Origin of the sequence: Pseudomonas sp. PB103 (genome assembly GCF_009764635.1) — a bacterium.
Classification (GTDB): domain Bacteria; phylum Pseudomonadota; class Gammaproteobacteria; order Pseudomonadales; family Pseudomonadaceae; genus Aquipseudomonas.
The window spans coordinates 15,523-36,444 of sequence record NZ_RWIL01000086.1; the positions used below are offsets into that span (position 1 = coordinate 15,523).

Annotated in this window: 21 protein-coding genes and 1 pseudogene; 16 read left to right on the plus strand and 6 right to left on the minus strand. The window is 56.7% G+C overall.

Annotated features, from left to right (window positions below):
- Window positions 1–155: 155 nt before the first annotated feature.
- Window positions 156–1,802, minus strand: a complete 1,647-nt coding sequence (locus EJA70_RS15560) for a GMC family oxidoreductase (protein ID WP_158831823.1) — start codon at window positions 1,800–1,802, stop codon at window positions 156–158.
- Between the two features lie 133 nt (window positions 1,803–1,935).
- On the opposite strand from EJA70_RS15560, the gene EJA70_RS15565 reads away from it, so the two are divergent.
- The 4 genes from EJA70_RS15565 to arsH all read left to right on the plus strand — a co-directional run bounded on the left by EJA70_RS15565 (window position 1,936) and on the right by arsH (window position 4,506).
- The gene (locus EJA70_RS15565; RefSeq protein WP_008077304.1) at window positions 1,936–2,823 is read left to right on the plus strand and encodes a LysR family transcriptional regulator; all 888 of its coding nucleotides are present in this window, start codon (window positions 1,936–1,938) and stop codon (window positions 2,821–2,823) included.
- 137 nt (window positions 2,824–2,960) lie between these two features.
- Window positions 2,961–3,308, plus strand: coding sequence for a metalloregulator ArsR/SmtB family transcription factor (locus tag EJA70_RS15570; protein WP_158831825.1), 348 nt, complete (start codon window positions 2,961–2,963; stop codon window positions 3,306–3,308).
- A gap of 19 nt (window positions 3,309–3,327) precedes the next feature.
- Window positions 3,328–3,798 carry an arsenate reductase ArsC gene (locus tag EJA70_RS15575; protein WP_158831827.1) on the plus strand — a complete coding sequence of 157 codons (471 nt, stop codon included), beginning with the start codon at window positions 3,328–3,330 and terminating at the stop codon, window positions 3,796–3,798.
- 9 nt (window positions 3,799–3,807) lie between these two features.
- Window positions 3,808–4,506 (plus strand): arsenical resistance protein ArsH, encoded by a 699-nt coding sequence (arsH, locus tag EJA70_RS15580; RefSeq protein ID WP_158831829.1) that lies wholly within the window; start codon window positions 3,808–3,810, stop codon window positions 4,504–4,506.
- Between the two features lie 20 nt (window positions 4,507–4,526).
- Here arsH and EJA70_RS15585 read toward each other — a convergent pair whose 3' ends face one another.
- The gene (locus tag EJA70_RS15585; RefSeq protein ID WP_158831831.1) at window positions 4,527–5,639 is read right to left on the minus strand and encodes an aromatic ring-hydroxylating dioxygenase subunit alpha; all 1,113 of its coding nucleotides are present in this window, start codon (window positions 5,637–5,639) and stop codon (window positions 4,527–4,529) included.
- Window positions 5,640–5,945: 306 nt separating this feature from the next.
- Between EJA70_RS15585 and EJA70_RS15590 the strand changes: the two genes are divergently transcribed.
- The 5 genes from EJA70_RS15590 (at window position 5,946) to dapF (ending at window position 9,700) form a co-directional block, all read left to right on the plus strand.
- On the plus strand, window positions 5,946–7,208 hold the full coding sequence (locus tag EJA70_RS15590; protein WP_158831833.1) for an MFS transporter: 1,263 nt from the start codon (window positions 5,946–5,948) through the stop codon (window positions 7,206–7,208).
- Between the two features lie 124 nt (window positions 7,209–7,332).
- Window positions 7,333–7,785, plus strand: a complete 453-nt coding sequence (locus EJA70_RS15595) for a GNAT family N-acetyltransferase (RefSeq protein ID WP_158831835.1) — start codon at window positions 7,333–7,335, stop codon at window positions 7,783–7,785.
- A gap of 404 nt (window positions 7,786–8,189) precedes the next feature.
- Window positions 8,190–8,405, plus strand: coding sequence for a DUF4287 domain-containing protein (locus tag EJA70_RS15600; protein WP_008077296.1), 216 nt, complete (start codon window positions 8,190–8,192; stop codon window positions 8,403–8,405).
- A 13-nt stretch (window positions 8,406–8,418) separates the two neighbouring features.
- A complete protein-coding gene (locus EJA70_RS15605; RefSeq protein WP_158831837.1) occupies window positions 8,419–8,922 on the plus strand; it encodes a GNAT family N-acetyltransferase in 504 nt (167 codons plus the stop codon).
- Complete coding sequence (gene dapF / locus EJA70_RS15610) at window positions 8,903–9,700, plus strand: diaminopimelate epimerase (RefSeq protein ID WP_158831839.1); 798 nt, start codon at window positions 8,903–8,905, stop codon at window positions 9,698–9,700. The genes EJA70_RS15605 and dapF overlap by 20 nt, the downstream gene beginning before the upstream one ends.
- A 200-nt stretch (window positions 9,701–9,900) precedes the next feature.
- Here the strand turns inward: dapF and gabP are convergent, their stop codons facing one another.
- Complete coding sequence (gabP, locus tag EJA70_RS15615) at window positions 9,901–11,301, minus strand: GABA permease (RefSeq protein ID WP_008077293.1); 1,401 nt, start codon at window positions 11,299–11,301, stop codon at window positions 9,901–9,903.
- Between the two features lie 483 nt (window positions 11,302–11,784).
- Complete coding sequence (locus EJA70_RS15620; protein ID WP_158831842.1) at window positions 11,785–12,258, minus strand: hypothetical protein; 474 nt, start codon at window positions 12,256–12,258, stop codon at window positions 11,785–11,787.
- A 609-nt stretch (window positions 12,259–12,867) separates the two neighbouring features.
- Here EJA70_RS15620 and EJA70_RS15625 point away from each other — a divergent pair.
- The 7 genes and pseudogenes from EJA70_RS15625 to EJA70_RS15650 all read left to right on the plus strand — a co-directional run bounded on the left by EJA70_RS15625 (window position 12,868) and on the right by EJA70_RS15650 (window position 17,880).
- Entirely contained in the window at window positions 12,868–13,233 is a 366-nt protein-coding gene (locus tag EJA70_RS15625; protein WP_158831844.1) for a DUF6124 family protein, read from the plus strand.
- Window positions 13,234–13,429: 196 nt separating this feature from the next.
- The gene (locus EJA70_RS15630) at window positions 13,430–13,822 is read left to right on the plus strand and encodes a DUF6124 family protein (RefSeq protein ID WP_158831846.1); all 393 of its coding nucleotides are present in this window, start codon (window positions 13,430–13,432) and stop codon (window positions 13,820–13,822) included.
- A 115-nt stretch (window positions 13,823–13,937) separates the two neighbouring features.
- Window positions 13,938–14,103: pseudogene (locus EJA70_RS31385) on the plus strand (DUF6124 family protein); the annotation flags it as partial.
- A gap of 139 nt (window positions 14,104–14,242) precedes the next feature.
- The gene (locus EJA70_RS15635; protein WP_158831848.1) at window positions 14,243–15,784 is read left to right on the plus strand and encodes a phospholipase effector Tle1 domain-containing protein; all 1,542 of its coding nucleotides are present in this window, start codon (window positions 14,243–14,245) and stop codon (window positions 15,782–15,784) included.
- On the plus strand, window positions 15,784–16,440 hold the full coding sequence (locus EJA70_RS15640) for a DUF2931 family protein (protein WP_158831850.1): 657 nt from the start codon (window positions 15,784–15,786) through the stop codon (window positions 16,438–16,440). Before EJA70_RS15635 ends, EJA70_RS15640 begins: the two co-directional genes overlap by 1 nt.
- A gap of 503 nt (window positions 16,441–16,943) precedes the next feature.
- Window positions 16,944–17,309 carry a DUF6124 family protein gene (locus EJA70_RS15645; protein ID WP_158831852.1) on the plus strand — a complete coding sequence of 122 codons (366 nt, stop codon included), beginning with the start codon at window positions 16,944–16,946 and terminating at the stop codon, window positions 17,307–17,309.
- Between the two features lie 178 nt (window positions 17,310–17,487).
- Complete coding sequence (locus EJA70_RS15650; RefSeq protein WP_158831854.1) at window positions 17,488–17,880, plus strand: DUF6124 family protein; 393 nt, start codon at window positions 17,488–17,490, stop codon at window positions 17,878–17,880.
- Between the two features lie 812 nt (window positions 17,881–18,692).
- Here EJA70_RS15650 and EJA70_RS15655 read toward each other — a convergent pair.
- Both EJA70_RS15655 and EJA70_RS15660 read right to left on the minus strand, forming a co-directional pair.
- On the minus strand, window positions 18,693–19,487 hold the full coding sequence (locus EJA70_RS15655) for a hypothetical protein (protein WP_158831856.1): 795 nt from the start codon (window positions 19,485–19,487) through the stop codon (window positions 18,693–18,695).
- Window positions 19,488–19,800: 313 nt separating this feature from the next.
- Window positions 19,801–20,922, minus strand: a complete 1,122-nt coding sequence (locus tag EJA70_RS15660; protein WP_158831858.1) for a DNA alkylation repair protein — start codon at window positions 20,920–20,922, stop codon at window positions 19,801–19,803.

The window sequence follows — 20,922 nt, forward strand, 5'->3', positions numbered from 1 at the left end:
ATCCCTCACAGTGATTGTTTTTGTTGTTCCACTGATGCTCGATGTCCATGAATCAAACGCATATCCCCTGTAGGAGCTGCCGCAGGCTGCGATCTTTTGATCTTGGTTTTGATTTCAAAAATTCAAAGTCAAAAGATCGCAGCCTTCGGCAGCTCCTACAGGGTTTGGGCCAGTTCCGGTTTTGCGGTGCTGCTCCTGATGTGGGGGTTGAGGATCAGTTGGGCCGCTTTTTCGGCAATCATCAGCGTAGGCGAACAGGTGTTGCCCGAGGTGATGCGCGGCATGATCGAGGCGTCGGCAATGCGCAAACCGGGGACGCCGTGCACACGCAACTGTGCATCCACCACCGCGTCACCGTCATTGCCCATGCGGCAGGTGCCGACCGGGTGGAAAATCGTCGTGCCGATTGTCGCCGCCGCTTGCTGCAACTCTGCTTCGCTTTGCAGGCTGGCGCCGGGCAGGTACTCGACCGGTTTGAACGCGTGCAGGGCAGGGGCGCTGACGATGCGCCGGGTCATGCGAATCGCATCCGCTGCCACGCGCAAATCTTCCGGATGGCTGAGATAGTTGGGTTGAATCAGCGGCGCGTGCTGTGGGTCGGCCGAACGGATTTCGATGCGGCCACGGCTCTGCGGACGCAGATCACACACCGACGCAGTAAACGCCGGAAAGCTGTGCAACGGTTCGCCAAAGCGCTCCAGCGACAACGGCTGCACGTGATATTCCAGATTCGCCGAGGTCTGCTCCGGCCCCGAACGGGCAAATGCGCCCAACTGACTCGGCGCCATCGACAGCGGCCCGCTGCGGTCATACAGATAACGCAGGCCCATGCCCATCTTGCCCCAGACGCTGCCGGCGATTTGGTTCAGCGTGCGCGCGTTTTCCAGTTTGTAGATCAGGCGCAGTTGCAGGTGATCCTGCAGGTTGCCGCCGACGCCCGGCAATTCATGGATCACGCCGATACCGAGGCGCTCCAGCAGCGGCCGCGGACCAATCCCGGAGCGCTGTAAAATGCTCGGCGAGCCGACCGATCCGGCGCACAAGATGATCTCTTTGCGCGCCTTGAACTGTTTGACCTGACCTTCATGCCGCGCACTCACTTTCGATGCGCGCCCGTCCTCCAGCACAACCCGATCCACTTCAACCCCGGTCAGCACCGTCAGGTTCATCCGCTCACGCACAGGTTTGAGAAAAGCCTTCGCCGCGTTCCAGCGCACGCCGGCCTTCTGATTGACCTGAAAGTAGCCGCAACCCTCGTTGTCGCCCTGATTGAAGTCTTCGATGCTGGCGATGCCGCTTTGCTCGGCCGCGCTGCGAAACGCATCCAGAATCGGCCACGAAAGCCGCTGTTGTTCGACGCGCCATTCACCCTTGGCGCCGTGGAATTCAGCCGCGCCGGCAAAGTGGTTTTCGCTCTGTTTGAACAGCGGCAGCACATCATTCCAGGCCCAGCCCGGATTGCCCTCGGCCGCCCAGCCGTCATAGTCGTTGGCCTGGCCGCGCATGTAGATCATGCCGTTGATGGAAGAACAGCCGCCGAGCACTTTGCCGCGCGGATAACTCAGCGCACGGCCGTTGAGGCCCGCTTGTTCTTCGGTCTTAAAGCACCAGTCGGTGCGCGGGTTACCGATGCAGAACAGGTAACCGACAGGTATGTGAATCCACGCATAGTTGTCGCGCCCGCCGGCTTCGAGCAACAGCACGCGCTGCTGCGGATCCGCCGACAGTCGATTGGCCAGCAGGCACCCGGCAGGGCCGGCGCCGACCACGATGTAGTCGTATTCATCGAGGGAAGTCTGCATTCCCTGACCTCGCTTTTTGTTTTTATTGTCGGACACTCTAGTTGTTAGCTTTCGTCAAAAGAATGTTAGTTTTTGCGCAGCCGCTGTGCGTTTTTAAACAGCCTGCATAGACCTTAGCCGACAAGGACACAGCATGTTCGACTGGAACGACCTGCGGTTTTTTCTCGAACTGCAACGCAGTGGGCGCCTGCTCACCGCTGCCCGCCGTCTCAACACCACCCACGCCACCGTCGCCCGGCACATCGAGGCCATCGAAAAGAGCCTCGGCACTGCGCTGTTCGTCCAGCATGCGCAAGGCTATGAGATGACCCCGGCGGGGGAGGCGCTGCTCAAACATGCGGAAGCGATGGAGAACGTGGCGTTGCTGGCGCAGGAAGAAATCACCCAATCGACCGCGCCGCTGGGCAAGATTCGCGTGGGGGTTACCGAAGGGCTGGGGATCAAGTTTCTGGCCAGTCGCATGATTGGTCTGTTTGAGCGTTATCCGGGTCTGGAAGTGGAACTGGTGGCGGTGCCGCGCTTTGTCAGCATCCTCAACCGTGAGGCGGAAATCAGCATTCATCTGGAGCGCCCGGCGGCGGACATGCTGGTGACGCGCAAACTCACCGATTACCGCCTCGCGCTCTATGCCAGTCAACGCTACCTCGACAAAGCGCCGCCGCTGCAAAGCCGTGAAGATTTGGGCCGGCATGCGTGGATCGGCTATGTCGACGATTTGCTGTTCAGCCAGGAACTGATGTTCCTCAACAGCTTCTGTCGCAGCCCGCGGGTGGTGTTTCACAGCACCAGCGTCATCGCCCAACAGGAAGCCGCGCGGTCGGGTTTGGGCATTGCGGTGTTGCCGTGCTACATGGCCGAGTCCGATCCGGATCTGGTGCCGTTGTTGCCGGATGAAAGTATCGAGCGCAGTTACTGGATCAGCACGCGGCGCGAGTTGCATAAATCGGTGCGGCTGCGGGTGGTCTGGGATTATGTGGTGGGGTTGTGTGAGGCGGAGCAGGGGTTGTTGCTTAACCTTTAAGGTCAAAGGATCGCAGCCTTCGGCAGCTCCTACAGGGGGCTGTGTAGGAGCTGCCGAAGGCTGCGATCTTTTGATCCGGGTTGATTTATATATGGATATCCGTATATTCGAGTTTCCGTATGTATTGGTGCCGTTCCATGCTCACCCCCACCGAAGTCTTCAAGAGCCTCGCCGACGAAACCCGCGTGCGCGCCATCCTGCTGATTGCCGATCAAGGTGAACTCTGCGTCTGCGAGCTGATGTGTGCGCTTGACGACAGTCAGCCAAAGATCAGCCGTCACCTCGCGCAACTGCGCAGCAACGGCCTGCTGCTCGATCGCCGTCAGGGGCAATGGGTCTACTACCGCCTTAATCCGCAGTTGCCCGATTGGGTTCGCGAAATCCTCCAGGTGACGTCCGGGGCCAACACTGACTGGCTCAAGGACAACGCAGCTCGCCTGCAAAACATGGATGGCCGCCCGGTTCGCGAAGCCGCCTGCTGCTGACACTTCACTGGAGCACTTCATGCGAATCCTGTTCATGTGCACGGCCAACAGCTGCCGCAGCATCCTCTCGGAAGCCATGTTCAATCACTTGGCACCGCCCGGATTTGAAGCGGTGAGTGCCGGCAGTTTTCCCAAAGGCCAAGTGCTGCCGCGCAGTCTGTTGACCCTGCAACACGCCGGCATTGCCATCAATGGCTTGCACAGCAAAGGCAACGACGCTTTCGAAGGCAACCCGCCAGACATCGTCATCACCGTGTGCGACAAAGCCGCCGGCGAGACCTGCCCGGTGTATTTCGGCCCGGCGCTCAAGGCCCATTGGGGATTGGAAGATCCTTCCGAAGTATCAGGTGACGAGGCCACAGTGAATGGCGCTTTCCACGCGACACTGATGCGTATCGGCGAGCGTTGCCAGGCCTTCCTCGATCTGCCCTTTGAAACCCTCAGCCGCGATGAATTGAAAACCGCGCTCGACCGCATCGGCGCGCTTTAAGGAACACTCATGTCAGCCCACCTGCCAAACCTCGATTCCAGCTTGTTCGATAACGCCAAACCGGCGAAGCCCGGCGAACACAAACCGCGCATTCTGTTGCTGTACGGTTCGACCCGTGAGCGCTCCTTCAGCCGTTTACTGGTGGAGGATTCTGCTCGGTTGCTGGAACACTTCGGCGCCGAAACGCGCGTCTTCAACCCGTCCGGTTTGCCGCTGCCCGACGACGCCCCGGTCGACCATCCCAAAGTGCAGGAACTGCGCGATCTGGTGCTGTGGTCGGAAGGGCAAGTGTGGTGTTCACCCGAACGTCACGGCGCGATGTCTGCTGTGTTCAAGGCGCAGATCGACTGGGTCCCGCTGGAGCTCGGCGCCATGCGTCCGACCCAGGGCAAAACCCTGGCGGTGATGCAGGTCTGCGGCGGCTCGCAGTCGTTCAACGTGGTCAACCAGTTGCGCGTGTTGGGCCGCTGGATGCGCATGTTCACCATCCCCAACCAATCCTCGGTGCCCAAGGCCTACATGGAGTTCGACGAGGCAGGGCGGATGAAGCCGTCGCCGTTCTACGACCGTGTGGTTGACGTGATGGAGGAGTTGGTGAAGTTCACTGTGTTGCTGCGCGATCAGCAGACGCATCTGGTCGACCGCTACTCCGAACGCAAGGAAACTGCTGAGCAGTTGATGGCAAGGGTCAATCAGCGCTCGATCTGAATGCGAGAAAAAGCCCTGATTCAACTGCTGGCGGTTACGTCGATCAGCGGAATCGGTTCGATCGCCCAGGCACGGCTGTTGCGTCTTTCGGGGCACGGAATGGCGCAGGCCTTGCGCCCGGTAAAGTCGCGGGCGAGCCGTGCTTCATCGATCTGCCAGCCCAGGCGCTCCAGTTCGCGAAGGCGTTTGCGCAAGGCGATCTGCAGCGCATCGGACTTCAACGAAACTTCTTGCTGCCAGGAGTCCGGTACGCGCTCCGGGCGCACGTTGCGCAGTACTGCGTGATCCTGTCGGAAAATCTTCAGATTGCTGGCGACGAAGCGTCCGTCGAGCAAGCGCGAGCGTAGAAACGTGCGGCCCATCATCCACCACGTGCGCGTGCGGTTGGCGTCCACTGGCACATGGGCCGCAACAATGTAGATCCGCCAGCCATTGGGTAATTGCAATTGCAGCGTGGTACACGGGCCTGACAAATGAAACCCGGGCACGGTTGTCACGCTGACCTGCTCGGTGGCTGATTTGCGCCTGAACAGCCCGGTGCGCTTGGGTCGCTTCATCAACATTCGGGCCTGACCCTGCCACGCATCGCTGTCGACGTCGAACGCTTCGATTTCCGGATGAGCCGGGTCGCCGAAGGTCGAACCATGCACGAAAGGCGCGTGTGCAAAATCCAGCCCGTTCTCGATGACCCGATCCCAACTGGCTTCCCAGTCAAAGTGACCACTGACTACGCGAACGTTGGCATCATCGAGCCAATCCAGGTCAGGAAGCGGCGGGCGTTCAGCCTCTGGCAAATCGCCTAGAAAGGCCCAGATCCAGCCGTAGCGTTCCTCTGTCGGGTACGCATCAACCCGCGCCTTCTCCGGGATCCGCAGAGTGGGCTGAGCGGGAATCTGCACGCACCGGCCGTCACCGTCGAAGCGCCAGCCGTGGTAGGGGCACTGCACGCTGTCGCCGACCTTGGCCCCGGCCGATAGCGAACCCCCACGGTGCACGCAAATATCGGACAGCAGACGTGCCTTGCCGTGGCTGTCGCGGAAGGCGACAAACGACTGGCCGAGCAGGCGTATCGGCGCGATCTCTTGGCTCAACTGCGATGAGGGAATGATGACGTACCAAAGGTTTTTGAGCATGGGTTGCGGTGACCGAAAGAGTAGGGACGGGGCTCTGGACGCTTTGAGCATAGATCCGGGCTGGCAGTTCACCGAATGAACTGCATGCGCTCAGATTCGATCAAGGTTTTGCAGAAAATCGCCATGCGTCGCTTCGGCCTGCTGGACGAGGTGCCGGGCGAAGACCTACACGGAGGGGGTTTCAGCTCTGGTTTTAATCGCAGGCGAGAACAGTTGGCCCATGCAACTAACTGGTCGAGCCACAGGTCACTCAATCAGCGGAGGTCGATTCAATTCGCACGACCTCGAATATCGAAGACGCTGCCCGTGGCCACTCATCTCGATCGTCGCAACAACCTGTCACTGGACAGCCTGAATTTCTTCCTCGCCGATGTGCGCGACGGGCTCGGGCCCTATCTGGCGATTTACCTGCTGGCGGTTCATCAATGGGACCCGGCCAGCATTGGCCTGGTCATGACCATTGCCGGAATCGCCGCGCTCATCACGCAAACGCCAGCAGGCGCATTGGTCGATAGTACGCGTCGCAAACGAGCGATCATTGTCATTGCGGCGTTGCTGGTGACGGGCAGTTGTCTAGTGTTGCCTTTCGTCACCTCGTTCAGTCTGGTGGCGCTGACTCAAGCCCTCAGCGCTGTCGCCGCATCGATTTTTGCGCCGGCGATTTCGGCGATCACCTTAGGCATTACCGGGCCGCGCGCCTTCACGCGACGCACCGGGCGCAACGAAACGTTCAACCATGCCGGCAATGCCTGTGCGGCGCTGTTGGCCGGGCTGTTTGCTTACCTGTTCGGCCCGGTAGCGGTGTTTTATCTGATGGCGGCCATGGCGATTGCCAGCGTCATCGCCGTGTCCTTTGTTTCGCCAGAGGCCATCGACCACGATCTGGCCCGAGGCCTGAACCCCGGCGGTGCCGGGCATGGCACACAACCCTCTGGTTTGTCGGTACTGCTCAAGAACAAACCGCTGCTGATGTTTGCCGTGTGCTGCGCGTTGTTCCACTTGGCGAACGCGGCGATGCTGCCGCTGGTGAGCCAGAAACTGGCGCAGGCCAATCTGCAGATGGCCACGCCGTTGACCTCCGCCTGCATCGTCGCGGCGCAGTTGGTCATGGTGCCCGTCGCCTTGCTGTGCGGGGCCAAGGCCGATGTCTGGGGGCGCAAGCCGTTGCTGCTCGCAGGCTTCCTGATTTTGCCGTTGCGTGGCGTACTGTATGTGTGGTCCGACGACCCTTATTGGCTGGTCGCGGTGCAGTTGCTCGACGGTGTGGGCGCGGGGATTTTCGGCGCGCTGTTTCCAGTGGTGGTGAAAGACCTCACGTTGGGCACCGGGCATTTCAACGTCAGCCTGGGCGCGCTCTCGACTGCGTTCGGTCTGGGCGCTGCATTGAGTAACGGCCTCGCGGGATTCGTGGTGCAGGCCGCTGGCTACAGTGCGGCGTTTTTGACACTGGCCGTGGTCGCCGCCGCTGCGTTGATTCTGCTTTGGGTGGCCGTTCCCGAGACGTTGCAGTGTTCAAGTGCGCAAGCAGATACGCCGCAAGGCGCTCTTCGAAGTTCATCTTGCCCATGAGCATCAGCCTGTCGTGATCCCGAACGAACGGCCATTCTTGACTGAGCCTCTAGGCTGCGCATCGCGGGTTGGCGCTGCTTTTGCTTGAAACAGCTGCAAGGCCTTTCAAGAATGGAGAGATGCAATGAGGGAGTGGGTTACGGGCGGCGACATCCACAAGGATAACTTGCAGGCGATCTGTGACGGCGTCATAGAGCATGGCCGCGCTTTATCTGAGGCACGCGGCGGGCGGGCTCAGCCCATCGCCTGTCTGGTCATGGAGAATGGGCAACTCGTCGGCGGTGCAACTGGCAGAACCGAGTTCAGACGCTTGTTTGTCAGTTACCTGTGGGTCGATGCGCAACGGCGCGGCATGGGGCTGGGGGCTGAAGCGTTGCACAGACTTGAGGCGCTAGCCGTTGAACGGGGATGCGTGGACGCCTTGATCGAAACCCTCGATGACGACGTCGCCGAGTGGTACTCGCGGTGTGGATATCAAGTGATAGCGCATGTGCCGCAGTACTGCGGGCCATGGAGTCGGCATACGTTGTTGAAAACGCTCGACGGAGCTCATGGAAATGCTGCCGATGAGCAATAGCCATACCCGCAGTAGCATGCCAATCAGCGGCATGCTTCATCACGTCGAGATCAATGTTTCATCCTTGGAAGCATCGCTGCGCTTTTGGCGACCGTTGCTGTGGCCCGCAACACTACGCCCTTTACTGTGAAGATCCGGACAAGATCAAGGTAGAGATCGTTGCTGCGGGGCTTTGTGCTGTTCAGGGTGAATGCCCTTGGGTTGATCCAGCGCGACAACGACACCCGGAGTGAACCCGATATTGCCGGCAGGCCATGATTCATGGTCGTCCGAGCGATCCGTCAAAGTCGGTTTGAACTGAAGCACTGAAGCCACTTGCCGGGACCACGACGCGCGTCCACTCTATGGCATGCCGACAAGGAGCGTCAGCCGACTCTCCGTCGCGACCACAGGGAGCTTGCAGCATGAGCGAAGACAGCAAAGTCAAAGGCCCGGCATCCTACTTTCCCGCCATCGAAAAAAAGTACGGCCAACCCATCGAACATTGGCTGAACCTGCTCGCCAGCCTCCACGACAAAAAACACATGGAACGGGTTGCCTGGCTCAAGACCGAGCACGGCATGGGCCATGGCCACGCCAACGCGCTGGTCGCGTACCATCTGGCCAACAGCAAACAGTGAGGGCAGGGTAGCCATGAACTTCAGCCACCGGCCAGTGACGGCCGACGATGTCCAAACCGTCTGCGGTTTTCCGCAGGGTGTTCAAGAGTTGTACTTCATGTTCCCGAAGGCGCAATACCCGCTGACGGCAGAGCAGATGCACACCGCGATCGGCCAGCGCTTCGACTCCACGGTGTTCCTGGCCAACGGCGAGTTCGTCGGTTTCGCCAACTTCTACCGTGCTGAACACAATGCTATCTGTTGCATCGGCAACGTCATCGTCGCGCCCTACGCGCGAGGCCAAGGCGTGGCCCGATACATCATCGAAACGATGACGGCACTGGCCTTCGAAAAGTACCAGGCCCGCGAAGTGCAGTTGTCCTGCTTCAACGAAAACACCGCCGGCCTGTTGCTCTACCCCAAACTCGGCTTCGTTCCGTTCGCCATCGAAGAGCGACCGGCACCGAACGGCGGGCGCTCGGCGCTCATTCACATGACCCGCAGTCGAGGCGCCATCGATGCCGCTCAGCTTCCATAAAATGCACGCCAACGGCGATGACTTCGTCGTGGTCGATGCGCGAAACACCACCAACCCGATCACCAGTCAACTGGCCCGACAGCTGGGTGATCGCCACCGAGGCATCGGTTTCAACCAGCTCGCCGTGGTGCTCGATTGCGCGGATGCCGATGCACAGTTGCAGTTCTGGAACGCCGACGGCTCGGCGCTCGATGTGTGCGGCAGCGCCACCCGTGGCGCCGCCGACCGACTGATGCGCGAAGCCAGCCGAAAAACGATCACCCTGCGCACCCAACGCGGTGTGCTCCACTGTGAACGCACGCCCAGCGGACTGATCTCGGTCGACATGGGTCAACCGCTGCTCGCCTGGGCCGACATTCCGCTGACTGAGGCACACGACACGCTTATGCTGCCGCTGCCCGGCGACCCCGCCGCGTGCAGCATGGGCAACCCGCATTGCACCTATTTCGTCGAAGACCTCAGCATCCTCGACCTCGCCGCCGTCGGCCCAACCCTCGAAACGCATCCGCTGTTCCCGCACAAAACCAACGTGCACTTCGTCCAGATCCTCGACCGCAGCCACATCCGCCTGCGTATCTGGGAACGCAACGGCGCAATCCCGCTCGGCTCCGGCTCCTGTGCTTGCGGCGCCGCAGTAAACGGCATCCGCCGAGGCCTGCTCGACCAAACCGTCATCGTCGAATGCGACGGCGGCCCTGTCACCGTCCACTGGAACGGCACCGACAGCGTTACCCTGAGCGGCCCGGTCGAACCGATCTTCTCCGGCACAATCCCTTAAGCATTCCGGTCGGCCCGCTCTCTGCAGAAAAACCACCTGACTCCCCCGCAGGAGCGGCCCATGCTCAACGGTCTGAGCACGGCGCTCAGCCCCACGTGGGCGTTCTCTTGCCGACAGCGGATGCCATCGAGCTGCCGAATTATGCCGAGCAACAGCGGGGATAGATTTGGATGTGATTTCCCACAGCTCAGACGTCGGTTTTACCCAACAGACGTCACCCGCGCAGCCTGCGTTGGGTCACGCGACGTCACCAGCCCGAGGAAGGAAATCACCAGCGCCAGGCCGATGGTTGTGGTGACTTCGGTGCGGTGTTGCGGCGTGAGCATCATCACCGCCAGCGCCGCGCAGATGAACACAATCACCAGCCAGGTCAGCCAGGGAAACAGCCACATGCGAAAGGTCAGCTCGACGTTGCGCTGACGCAACAGCTTGCGCATACGCAACTGCGACACCGCAATCGCCAGGTACACCAGCAACGCAATCGCCCCGGAACTGGCCAGCAGGAACTCGAACAGCCCGGCGGGCATGATGTAACTCCACACGGTAATCGCCGCGCCGAGCACTGTGCTGGCGATAACGGCTGCGCGTGGCACGCCCTCCGAAGAGGTCGCCTTCAGCGCTTTCGGCGCATCGCCACGACGGCCCAGCGAATACAACATGCGTGAGGCAATGTAGATGGATGAGTTCATGCAACTGGCCACGGCAATCAGCACGACCACATCGACCATGAACTTGGCGTGGGGAATGTTCATGATTTCCAGCGCCCGCTGATACGAACCGACTGAGGCCAGCAACGGGTCATTCCACGGCACCACGGAAATCACCACGAAAATCGACAGCAGGTAAAACACGCCGATGCGCCAGATCACCGAACGCGTTGCCTTGGCAATATTACGCGCCGGGTCATTCGATTCGGCGGCGGCGATGGTCACAGCTTCCGTACCGATGAAACTGAACATGATGGTGATGAAAGCACCGACGACCGCCGACAGCCCATTAGGGGCAAAGCCACCGTGTTCAGCCATCAAACCGCTCAACCCGCTGACCTCCCGGTCGGGCACCCAGCCCATCAACACAGCAAAACCGACGCCGATAAAACCAATGATCGCCACGACCTTGGCCATCGCAAACCAGAACTCGAATTCACCATATTTCGACACGCTGAACAGGTTGGTCACCACCAACGCAATGATCGACACCAAGGCGAACAGCCAGGCATCGATCTGCGGAAACCATTGGTGCAGCACATGGCCGGCCGCCAGCGCTTCGATCGGAATCACCAGCACCCAGAACCACCAGTAAAGCCAACCGATGGTAAAACCGGCCCAGCGCCCGATGGCCTGATCGGCATAGGTGGAAAACGAGCCGGTGTCGGGATTGGCCACCGCCATTTCGCCGAGCATGCGCATGACCAGAACGACGAGCAACCCTGAGAAAAGATACGCCAGCAGCACGGCGGGGCCGGCCGCAGCGATGGCGTGTCCTGAGCCTACGAACAAACCGGCACCGATGATGCCGGCGATTGACAGCATGGTGACGTGACGAGGCTTGAAGCCCTGCGCCAATTGGCTACTCGAATCCTTGGAGTTCGGGCTAATCATCGTTTTTTTTATTCTCTGCTGATCGACATTTAAGCGGGTTGAAAGGGGCAACCAAGCATTACGATTGCCTGCTGAATGGCTTGGAAACAGCCCCTTCAAACGCTGCAGTTCTTATCAAACCGATCATCTCGATACGGCTATTTTTATGAAAAGACGCGTCACCTTACCCGGCTTGTCTGCTGATTCAGATGCCTGATCACGCCACCATCGTGTCTGATATCGACACACGGACACCTTACGGTCTTGTTGGAAACCCGTCAGTCACCGGCAGGGGCGCATTTGCTCCAACCGGCGTTCTCAACACTGGTTCTACAGCGAGGAGAGACGGGCGGATACATTCGGGCAAGGGGAGGGTGGCGGCTGCTTCAGAGCATCAGCCGAGCGGCGTCGGCTGAAACCGGGCTGCCCTTTACGAAGTGTGCACTTCGCCAAAACGGACAACCCGGGGCCTGTCGTCACAGGCACTGCAGCGGGCCTGAACGCTTAGCGATTAAATCTCGTATTCATCTCATCCAGCACTTCAACGATCTCCGGATCACGTTCCTTTAACCTGTTTTCGAAGGTGTCCTGCGCGTTGAAATAAGCGTCACCGATTTTGCTCATGAAGCCGCGACCCTCGGGTGTGTCAGCAAAAATGCTCTTGGCTTGTTCGGGATGGAAGTGGGCACGAATCGCCGCATCCAATTCATCCGCCTGCAAATTGGCCGCATAGGAGTCGATAAACAGCTCCTGCATCTCCTTGAACGGGGCTTTGTCTTCCAAGACTGTGCGGATGTCTTCGTCCATCACCTCCAAGAAGCGCGGCGAGTAGCTTTGCATCGTCGTTTGCACGAGGTCGTCGTAAACCTCTTTGAGCTGACTCACTTCGACCAATTCCCTGGCCTTGTCCTGACTCCCTCCGCAGGCGGTCATTGACGTTGCAAGCAACAAAACCAGCGCTGCCGTTCTCAAACCCATGAGTCATTGTCCTTGTTCAATGTGAAGGTGCCGATTGCCTGGCGCAGGTTCGAACACTGCTTTGCATAGCAAACCCGCAGAAGTGCAGGGGGCCGCAATTCTAAGCCGACTCCCCCCATTCCCCAAACCCCCACCGCCCCTGCTTCCGTAGGAGCAAAGCTTGCTCGCGAAGATGCCTTCAGCCACACCAAAAAATCCAATCCAGCTAAAACCCAAACGAGCCAAGCCAAATCCATGCTGCCGACCACTAAACAGGAAATAACCATCCTGTTTAAACGAAGCCTTCAGCAACCACCTAAGCCCTACAACGCCTTGCGCCATTGCCTACGACTAAGCCAGAATCCGCCGGCTTGTGCGCCTGGAACTCCCTCCGTATCTTGATTCCCGTCACTGCTCATCAGTGATCGGGTCTGCAAGCCCGCCGGAAAACCAGTCGCATAGCCCTGCCAACAGGACACTTGTTCGTGTCTACTCAATGGCGGCTTTGTGCGGGAGACCTTCGGGTCTGCCGGGTTCCTGGTTTCCCGGTCTTGCAGACCCGTGCATAGCTGCCACCCATCATCTGCAAGTGATGCGTACAGCTCCTAACGAAAAATCAGGAGTTTCACGATGTTCAAAGTAACGCCAAACCCACCGGACGCCGATCCGATCCCGTACGACCCAACGCTTGAACCTCAAAAGATAAAAGAGGCAACCGACCGCGCCATCAACTTCTATCTCAACCCTGGCTCACTGAAACTCTCGATCCCCTCCCGCAAGTCCAGCAAGATCTTCCTCGTCGATCCCTCCGTGGATGAAGAAACCCTGCTCGTCGAAGCCTGCGAATCATTGGCAGCCGCCAGCGACATGGCCCGCGACCTCGGCGACGTCGTCGACCACTCCCAGCGCCGAGCTATGCTGATGCTGCATCAAGTGATCATGCTGAGCGAACTCATGGTCAATCGAATACTGGATAGCCGCCGCTTACCCAACTAGTCGACAGACCAACGGATGAGGGGGCGTGCTCCCTCATACACAAATCAGAGTTCCATGTAGGAGCTGCCGCAGGCTGCGATCTTTTGATCTTGATATTTATTGTGAAAAAACAAGATCAAAAGATCGCAGCCTTCGGCAGCTCCTACAGGATGTTCATTTTTTCGCAGTACCGATGGGTACTCGCCTGGAGTTCCAGATGCCTGAAACCACACCCCAATCAGCGCTCACAGATCCGATATCCCCCTACGAATCCCTAAACTCAAGAAAGCTCCACGAAGCCGCCGAACGCGCCCTCGATCATTACCTTCTACCGCCAGGCACGATCAAACCCGAGCCCTACAGCCCCAGCAGCATGTTCATGGTCAACCCACAAACCGACACCGAGTCATTACTGGCAAACGCCTGCGAGTCCCTGGCATCGGCAACGGTGATGCTCGGCGATTTCGCCGGAACGCTGGACGGGCCGAATCGCCACACCTTACAAGGCATCGCTCAAGTGGTGATGTTGGGGGAATTGGCGGTCAACCAGGCGTTGGATAACGTTGAACTGAAGCAGCCAGTTTCAGAGGTCGCAACCGGAATGAAATAGTCCGAGCAGCCCACAATCTGTGGCGAGGGAGCTTGCTCCCGATCAGGCGCGAACCTCCCTTTGTCACTAAACCAGCGAATCAAACAAGACCGGCGTGCTTTTCGAAAATAAATCCGTCGCCAACGACAGCAAAACCCTCGGTTCGGCCAGTGAAATGCTCATCAACTTCGCCCGGGTTCGACAAGTCCCACAGCAAGACTGCGCTCGGCATTGCGCAGAACGTGATGCTCGGCAAACTCGCAGTAAATCAGGCGTTGGACAGCGTAAAAATCGCCCTCTGACCACCCACCGCGACGAGGGGAAACCCTCGTCACTAAACGCGGTCTGAACAACGCTGGCACAGGGCCACGGCTTGTGCCGCGCAGTCTCGACTGTCACCCTTCGCGCCGTTCTTCAAGGATCAGAACAAGGAATCAAGGATTGAGTGGTTACGTCCCCAACCCACCAAAAAACCATCGCTACGCAGAAGCCAAACCCGTCGATATTCATGCCCAGCGTTGGGCTGAGTATGAGAAGCACGGGAAAGAGCCTGCATCGGCGCGTGAAAAAATCGGCATTGCCTTGCGTATCGGAGTGTTCTTCGACGGTACCGGCAATAACGCTAGTAATGCTGCTGCGGGCTTGCTGTGCGGCGCCCATCATCCAATTGCCGCCGAAGACATTGATGCCAGTTGCAAGCCGTTCATGAAAAATCCGGACAGCAGCTATGGCAACGACACCAGCAATGTGCAAAAACTTAGTGACTTGTACTACGCGCCTCAAAATGCCGAAGGCGATAGCTCGCATAAGCAAGCGTTCCGTATGGTCTATATCCAAGGTATCGGTACCCGCTCAGGCGAAGAGGACAGCACTCTCGGGGCTGGTACAGGCCGAGGCGAAACAGGCGTTGCGGGTCGTGTTCAGTTCTCATTTTCAGAGATCAAACTGCGCATCGAAGGCGTGTTAGCGAACATTCCCAATAGTGAAATCACCTCTCTGACTTTCGATACGTTTGGCTTCAGTCGTGGAGCTGCTGCCGCCCGACATTTTGCCAATGAAATTGCCCGTGGAAAGCAGGGGCCGCTCGGGGAGGTTTTGCGCAGCAGCGCGAGAGGGTTCAGCTCAACCTTCAATGATCAATATAAAAGCAGCATCAATATGGGCTTTATTGGTCTGTTCGACACCGTGCCCTCAATTGCTGGCTGGTCCAATCTGGGCAACATCAAAAGCTCCATCGCGACGGGCATCAAGCTGTACTTGGATCGACGATTTTTTTCCGACGTTGTTCAACTGACAGCCCGCGATGAATGTCGAGCCAACTTCGCTCTGAGTCGTGTTAAACCCGATCATCTGGAAATCACCTTGCCGGGTGTTCACTCTGATCTGGGTGGTGGTTACCTCGAAGAAGCGCAAGAAAACGTGCTTATCAGCCCGATGCAAACACTTGATGTTTCGCAATTCACTGATGTATCTGCTACCTCGATTTACCGTGACGCTGCGATAGTCAGAGATCAATGGCTTGCGAAAGGTTGGCCTTCAGAAATGCTGGAAATCGTCACACCTGATGCGACGCCTTTACCAAACAGCCAGCCCAATGGGATCAGCCCACGCATGAAGCGCGTGTACGCTGCGGTCCAGCTCAAACGCCCTGTAAGCGGCATGCTGTCCAGGGTTTATCTGCGAGTAATGCACCAATTGGCAAAAGAGAAGGGCGTTCGGTTTAAAGACATCCCAGACACTCCAGACCTGGCTATCCCCTCAGAACTACAAGCGCTGTGTGATCGGTTCTTGGCCAAGGACTACAACGTCACTTCTGAGGAAGAACAGCTTCTGAAACTGAAGTACATTCACACCTCTGCAAACTGGAACCACCCTCTTGGGCGCAGAGATGGTAGCGGTATAAGAGCTGTCTACATCAACGCTCCTACGGCAGACTCGATTCGCGTGCAACATCCTCACGTACCTGATTGGACGCTTTGGTAATGAAATTAATTGTGACCCTGCTATGCGTGTTGTTCTTGACTGGCTGCCAATCTGCTGACCCATTCTCCGGAACGAATGACCCCAAGTCCGAATGGTGGGAACTGGCCTTCGTCGAACCGGATTACATGCAGGTTTGGGTAGAGGACAGTTCCGTCCAAGACATCACCGGTAGGGTCTACTACCGAGCAAATGGTGGCTCTGCGGCGGGTGGTGAGCCTGAAGACGGCACCGAGTCCGCGCGCGGTTGGTCAATCGTGGACGGTAGTGGTAAACAAGTGGTGGGCGCCGGTCTTCCCGTCCGAATCTATGTCCGGTGGCAGTCAATCGTTGAAAAGAAAACCTGGCAAGCCTGGGTGGATATTCCTGAGCAAGCAAGGCAACTGATGGCGTCATCTATCCACAAACGATGCCCGGAAACTCCTGATCAAGAAGCGCGATTTATGGCGTCGGTCTACTTGGGGCTCGCTCCCGGCGGAGTTGTGCAGGCTTGGGTCAAGGACTCTTGCCATAAAGCGATCAAAGTGGCTCGGACACAGGCTGAGATCGAATCACTGGGGCCGAGTCAGGGCAAGAATGGAGGGCGCTACGCCTATCCCGTCAGTGAGAAGTCCAAACGGTATATCGAGAAGTGGGGCATTCCTTACGGGAGTTGGTAAACCGTCATGCAATAAAGGAAAAGGGCGGTGGCAGGATTTAATCGTGGTCTGGCGCCGATTTCTCCCCGGGACCTGTGCGGCAGAACCAGTAACGGTTTGTAGGAAAACACCACGAAGGAGGCGGGCGTTTTTCGCGCGTAAACGTAACGCTTAAAGCGCGTTTAAATTACACGAACTGTTACTCCATAAAGGCTACGTCAGCTTGCGCCGTTGCCTACGCCTACTACAGAATTCGCCGGCATACGCCGCTATGGGGCGGGCTATATCGTTTCCCGGTCACTGCAAAACAGTGATCGGGTTTGGTAGCCCGCTTTGATACGTTCGTATTGCGCCACCCTATGTCGTCATTCTATTTGGCGGCGTTTTTTTGGTGGACATGCGTGGGGCTCATTCGTGAGCGCCGGGTTTCGTATCGACCGGTCTACCAACCCGCGCATGGCCGCCACCCATCGTTTGGTAGCGAGGGTGAGGGCTCTTATTTATTTCGATACGAGACTTCATCTATGCTCAAAGTAACGCCAAACCCACCGGACGCCGATCCGATCCCGTACGACCCAACGCTTGAACCCCAAAAGATAAAAGAGGCGACCGACCGCGCCATCAACTTCTATCTCAACCCTAGCTCACTGAAACTCTCAATCCCCTCCCGCCAGTCCAGCAAGATCTTCCTCGTCGATCCCTCCGTGGATGAAGAAACCTTGCTCGTCGAAGCCTGCGAATCATTGGCAGCCGCCAGCGACATGGCACGCGACATCGGCGACGTCGTCGACCACTCCCAACGCCGAGCCATGCTGATGCTGCATCAAGTGATCATGCTGAGCGAACTCATGGTCAATCGAATACTGGATAGCCGCCGCCTACCCAACTAGCCGACAGACCATATGAAGGGCCCCACCCCTTCATACACAAATCAGAGTTCCATGTAGGAGCTGCCGAAGGCTGCGATCTTTTGATCTTGTTTTCTCACAATCAATATCAAGATCAAAAGATCGCAGCCTGCGGCAGCTCCTACAGGTTGTCATTTTTCGAAGTACCCTGGAGTTCCAGATGCCTGAAACCACACCCCAATCAGCGGTCACAGATCCGATATCCCCCTACGAATCCTTAAACTCAAGAAAGCTCCACGAAGCCGCAGAACGCGCCCTCGATCATTACCTTTTACCAGCAGGCATGATCAAACCCGAACCCTACAGCCCCAGCAGCATGTTCATGGTCAACCCGCAAACCGACACCGAGTCATTACTGGCAAACGCCTGCGAGTCCCTCGCATCGGCAACGGTAATGCTCGGCGATTTCGCCGGCACGCTGGACGGGCCGAACCGCCACACCTTGCAAGGCATCGCTCAAGTAGTGATGTTGGGGGAATTGGCGGTCAACAAGGCATTAGATAACGTCGAACTTAAGCAGCCAGTTTCAGAGCCCGTCAGCGGACTGAAATAGGCTGGGTGACCAACAACCTGTGGCGAGGGAGCTTGCTCCCGCTCAGGCGCGATTATCCCTTCGCCACTAAACCAGCGAATCAAACAAGATCAACTTATCTTATGAAAATAGATCCGTCCTTTTTTTCGCATTGGCCCGGCAGAATCGATCTACTCCGGCACAATTCCCGACAGCCAATTACAACCTAACGCAATCCCACTGTAGGAGCTGCCGAAGGCTGCGATCTTTGACCGGTTATAGCTGAACGAGATAACGCACTCTTTTTAATTCGGAATGGTTTTAAAAGACTGTCAGTTTTTACAGTGCTGTAAATTTATGTGAAGAGTAATCTAAAACCTTACAAAAACTCACGGATTTCTTACTTGCCCGTATGGCAAATCGAGGGAAAGAAATGGTACAGACTACTACTTCAACGCGTAATGGGGTCATCTTATCAGTAACCATTGATGAGGAATATTATAAGGATCGGTGTTCGTTGGAACAAATAAAGTCAATGCGTAATAGTGGTGTGCCCGTCTTTTATTATCGTGTTAGGTGGGAGGATTGTTCTGAGGGTGCCTTGATTTTCAAGGGTCAATTTCCAAGTGTAGCTGTCGGTGATTCAGTTGTAGTGGATGTTACCGATGGTTCAATGGGTAGACATTATGGCTGGCCTGAAAAAGTTTGAACTTAAATCTAGTGGGGCCTGTTAGATAGTGCATCCATGCAATTCCTTATGAAAAACAAAGGGGACGTATTTATTTTCTGAAAATAGATCCGTCCCTTTTTCTAAATAGCCCGGTCGAGAAAAGAAAGAAAATTGTTTGTCATGGCTATTTGATAATGAAGCCGCTGTATGGTGTTGAAGGTGGAATCTCGAAATAATCTCCTTTGTTATTTATGGTGGGCGTTGTATGTAGAAATAGGTTGATGTTCGTGCCGTGTGTTAGTTGTGAAAAATAGGCTTGACCAGGTCTAACAATTATTCGAATACGTGCCCGATTAATGCCGTCGTTCAGCTTGTTGAACGTTTTTATAAAAAAAGACCCGCCATACAGTTTGACCGAAGCAGGCCCCCAAGCAATAGAGCTGTTGTTTACTGCGCTTAGGTTTCCTCCTCCCGTGTGGATCAGCGAGGTAAATGCGTTGGCGTAACTTGATGTTTGATTCGCAATCGTAAGCTGATGCTGATTTCTTTCACCAGTGCTCATAGTTTGCCATGCATCGACTACCTCCTGAAAAGTACCTGGGTGGGTTACTGGGGATGTTCGCACTTGTTGTGAGAGTCGAAGCAATTGTGTTGGATCAGGGTCGGTCTTTCTGCTGGAAACAGGGATTATCCCCAAATGAGTTGGTACGGTTGTGGGAGGCACCGCTGTGGTGAATTTTTTCGGTTTTCCGGGGGCTCCGGAAGACTCGGTGGTTTCTTTCTCGTGCCTGCATCCCGTTACATGTCTGTTTAAAGCGCGGAAAAAGATATTAATTTTACCTTGTACAGGGGCGACCCTCTCTAAGCATTCAGGTTCTGGGCAAAAATAGTAGAGGGTCGAATTACTGTTTGCATATTCCACCGACACTTTTTCCCCAAGTTCCCAGCAGATTGCAATGGTCATCAAGTCGGAGCTCATTGGTGTTTTTCCTTTGGTCTGTATATGGGGGTCAAGAAATTCAGTAATAAAAGAATTTCTATTATTTGAGTATATATTTCTGGGTGCTTAAATAACTTTTCTATATGACTTTTGAGTTTTTGAAGCTCTGTTGTTGTGCTGGTTTGATCAAAAAATTTATTCGCTTTATAAAAGCTTGAGAATACAGCGGCATTCTTGAAGTGAAAAATAGTCTGATGGGAACTGTTGAAGTTGATAGCAATCATTTCCGCTTTTAGCTGCAACAAAACTTAAGTGATAGCCAACTTCCTCCACGATTTTGCTAGATCAATCATTATGCAGATGTTGTGTCATTTTGTATGATTTCGAACATGCTACCGGCCAACACCTCCCCATTAACCATCACCCGAACCCCATGCCGCCCAACATGATGCTTGCGCGTCGTAAAGTCCCGAATCACCTGCCGCCTCGCCACAACCTCACTCCCAAACCCGGCCAACTCCAACGTCTTCAACTTAAAAACCTTCGCCGAAACCCCGCCATTCGCCTTCACATAGTCAATCGCATAATCAATCACCAACCGCTGTTCCACCGGCACGGTCGACTTCACCGTAAACGACAACGTAATCGTCTCGCCCAACCTCACCACCGCCGGTTCAACCCGCACATCCAGCAACTCAACCTCAGCCTTCGCCCCCGCGCCAATCACCGTCAGCGCGCGCACGTCCCCCTGTTTGATCAAACTCCGCAACGCATGCTTGGCAATCCACGCGGTGTGTTTGTTCTCCAGCGACCACCCCTCAATCACATCCAGCACCCATTCCGGGTGCTCTTTGGTGACGTCATTCAGGTGATTCGCCACGGACTTGCGCACGTACAAGCTGTCGTCGGCCTTCAGCCGGCCCAGTATCCCGGCAGCCAACCGAGGATTGGCTTGCACCGCTTCCAGCCGAAACGACCAAGGCAGGCGAGGACGGCTGCCTTCGCTAGCCAGGCGGCGGACGTGGTGGTTTTCGTCTTGCGCCCAGTCGTGCATCAATTCCAGCGAGCGTTCCAGGTCGCTGCGCAGAAAGTGGCGGATGGCGAATTCGGATGAGCCGAAAGTGGTGAAGTACTTCAGCGCTTGCATCGAGGTGTCAAACGCGTGCCCGCCGTAGCTCGCCACGTAGTGCGGCAGGCACATGCTGACGAATCCACTGTTCAACCGTGGTGCTAGCTGAAAAAGCACGTCGAGTGAGTCTTCGTAGCCCAGCGGCAGCACGGCATGCAGGCTTTCGCTGACTCGCGCCATGCGTTGCATCACTGATAATTCAGCGAGTCCGACCTGAGCCTGTTTTAGAAACGCCTTGGCCTTGAACGCGGGATACACGGCGCTCATTTCCTCAGCGATATGGCGCAGGCGTTCGGCGTTGAATATTTCCTTTAACGCCGGGGCGGCGGTGTCGGTGGTGCTCAC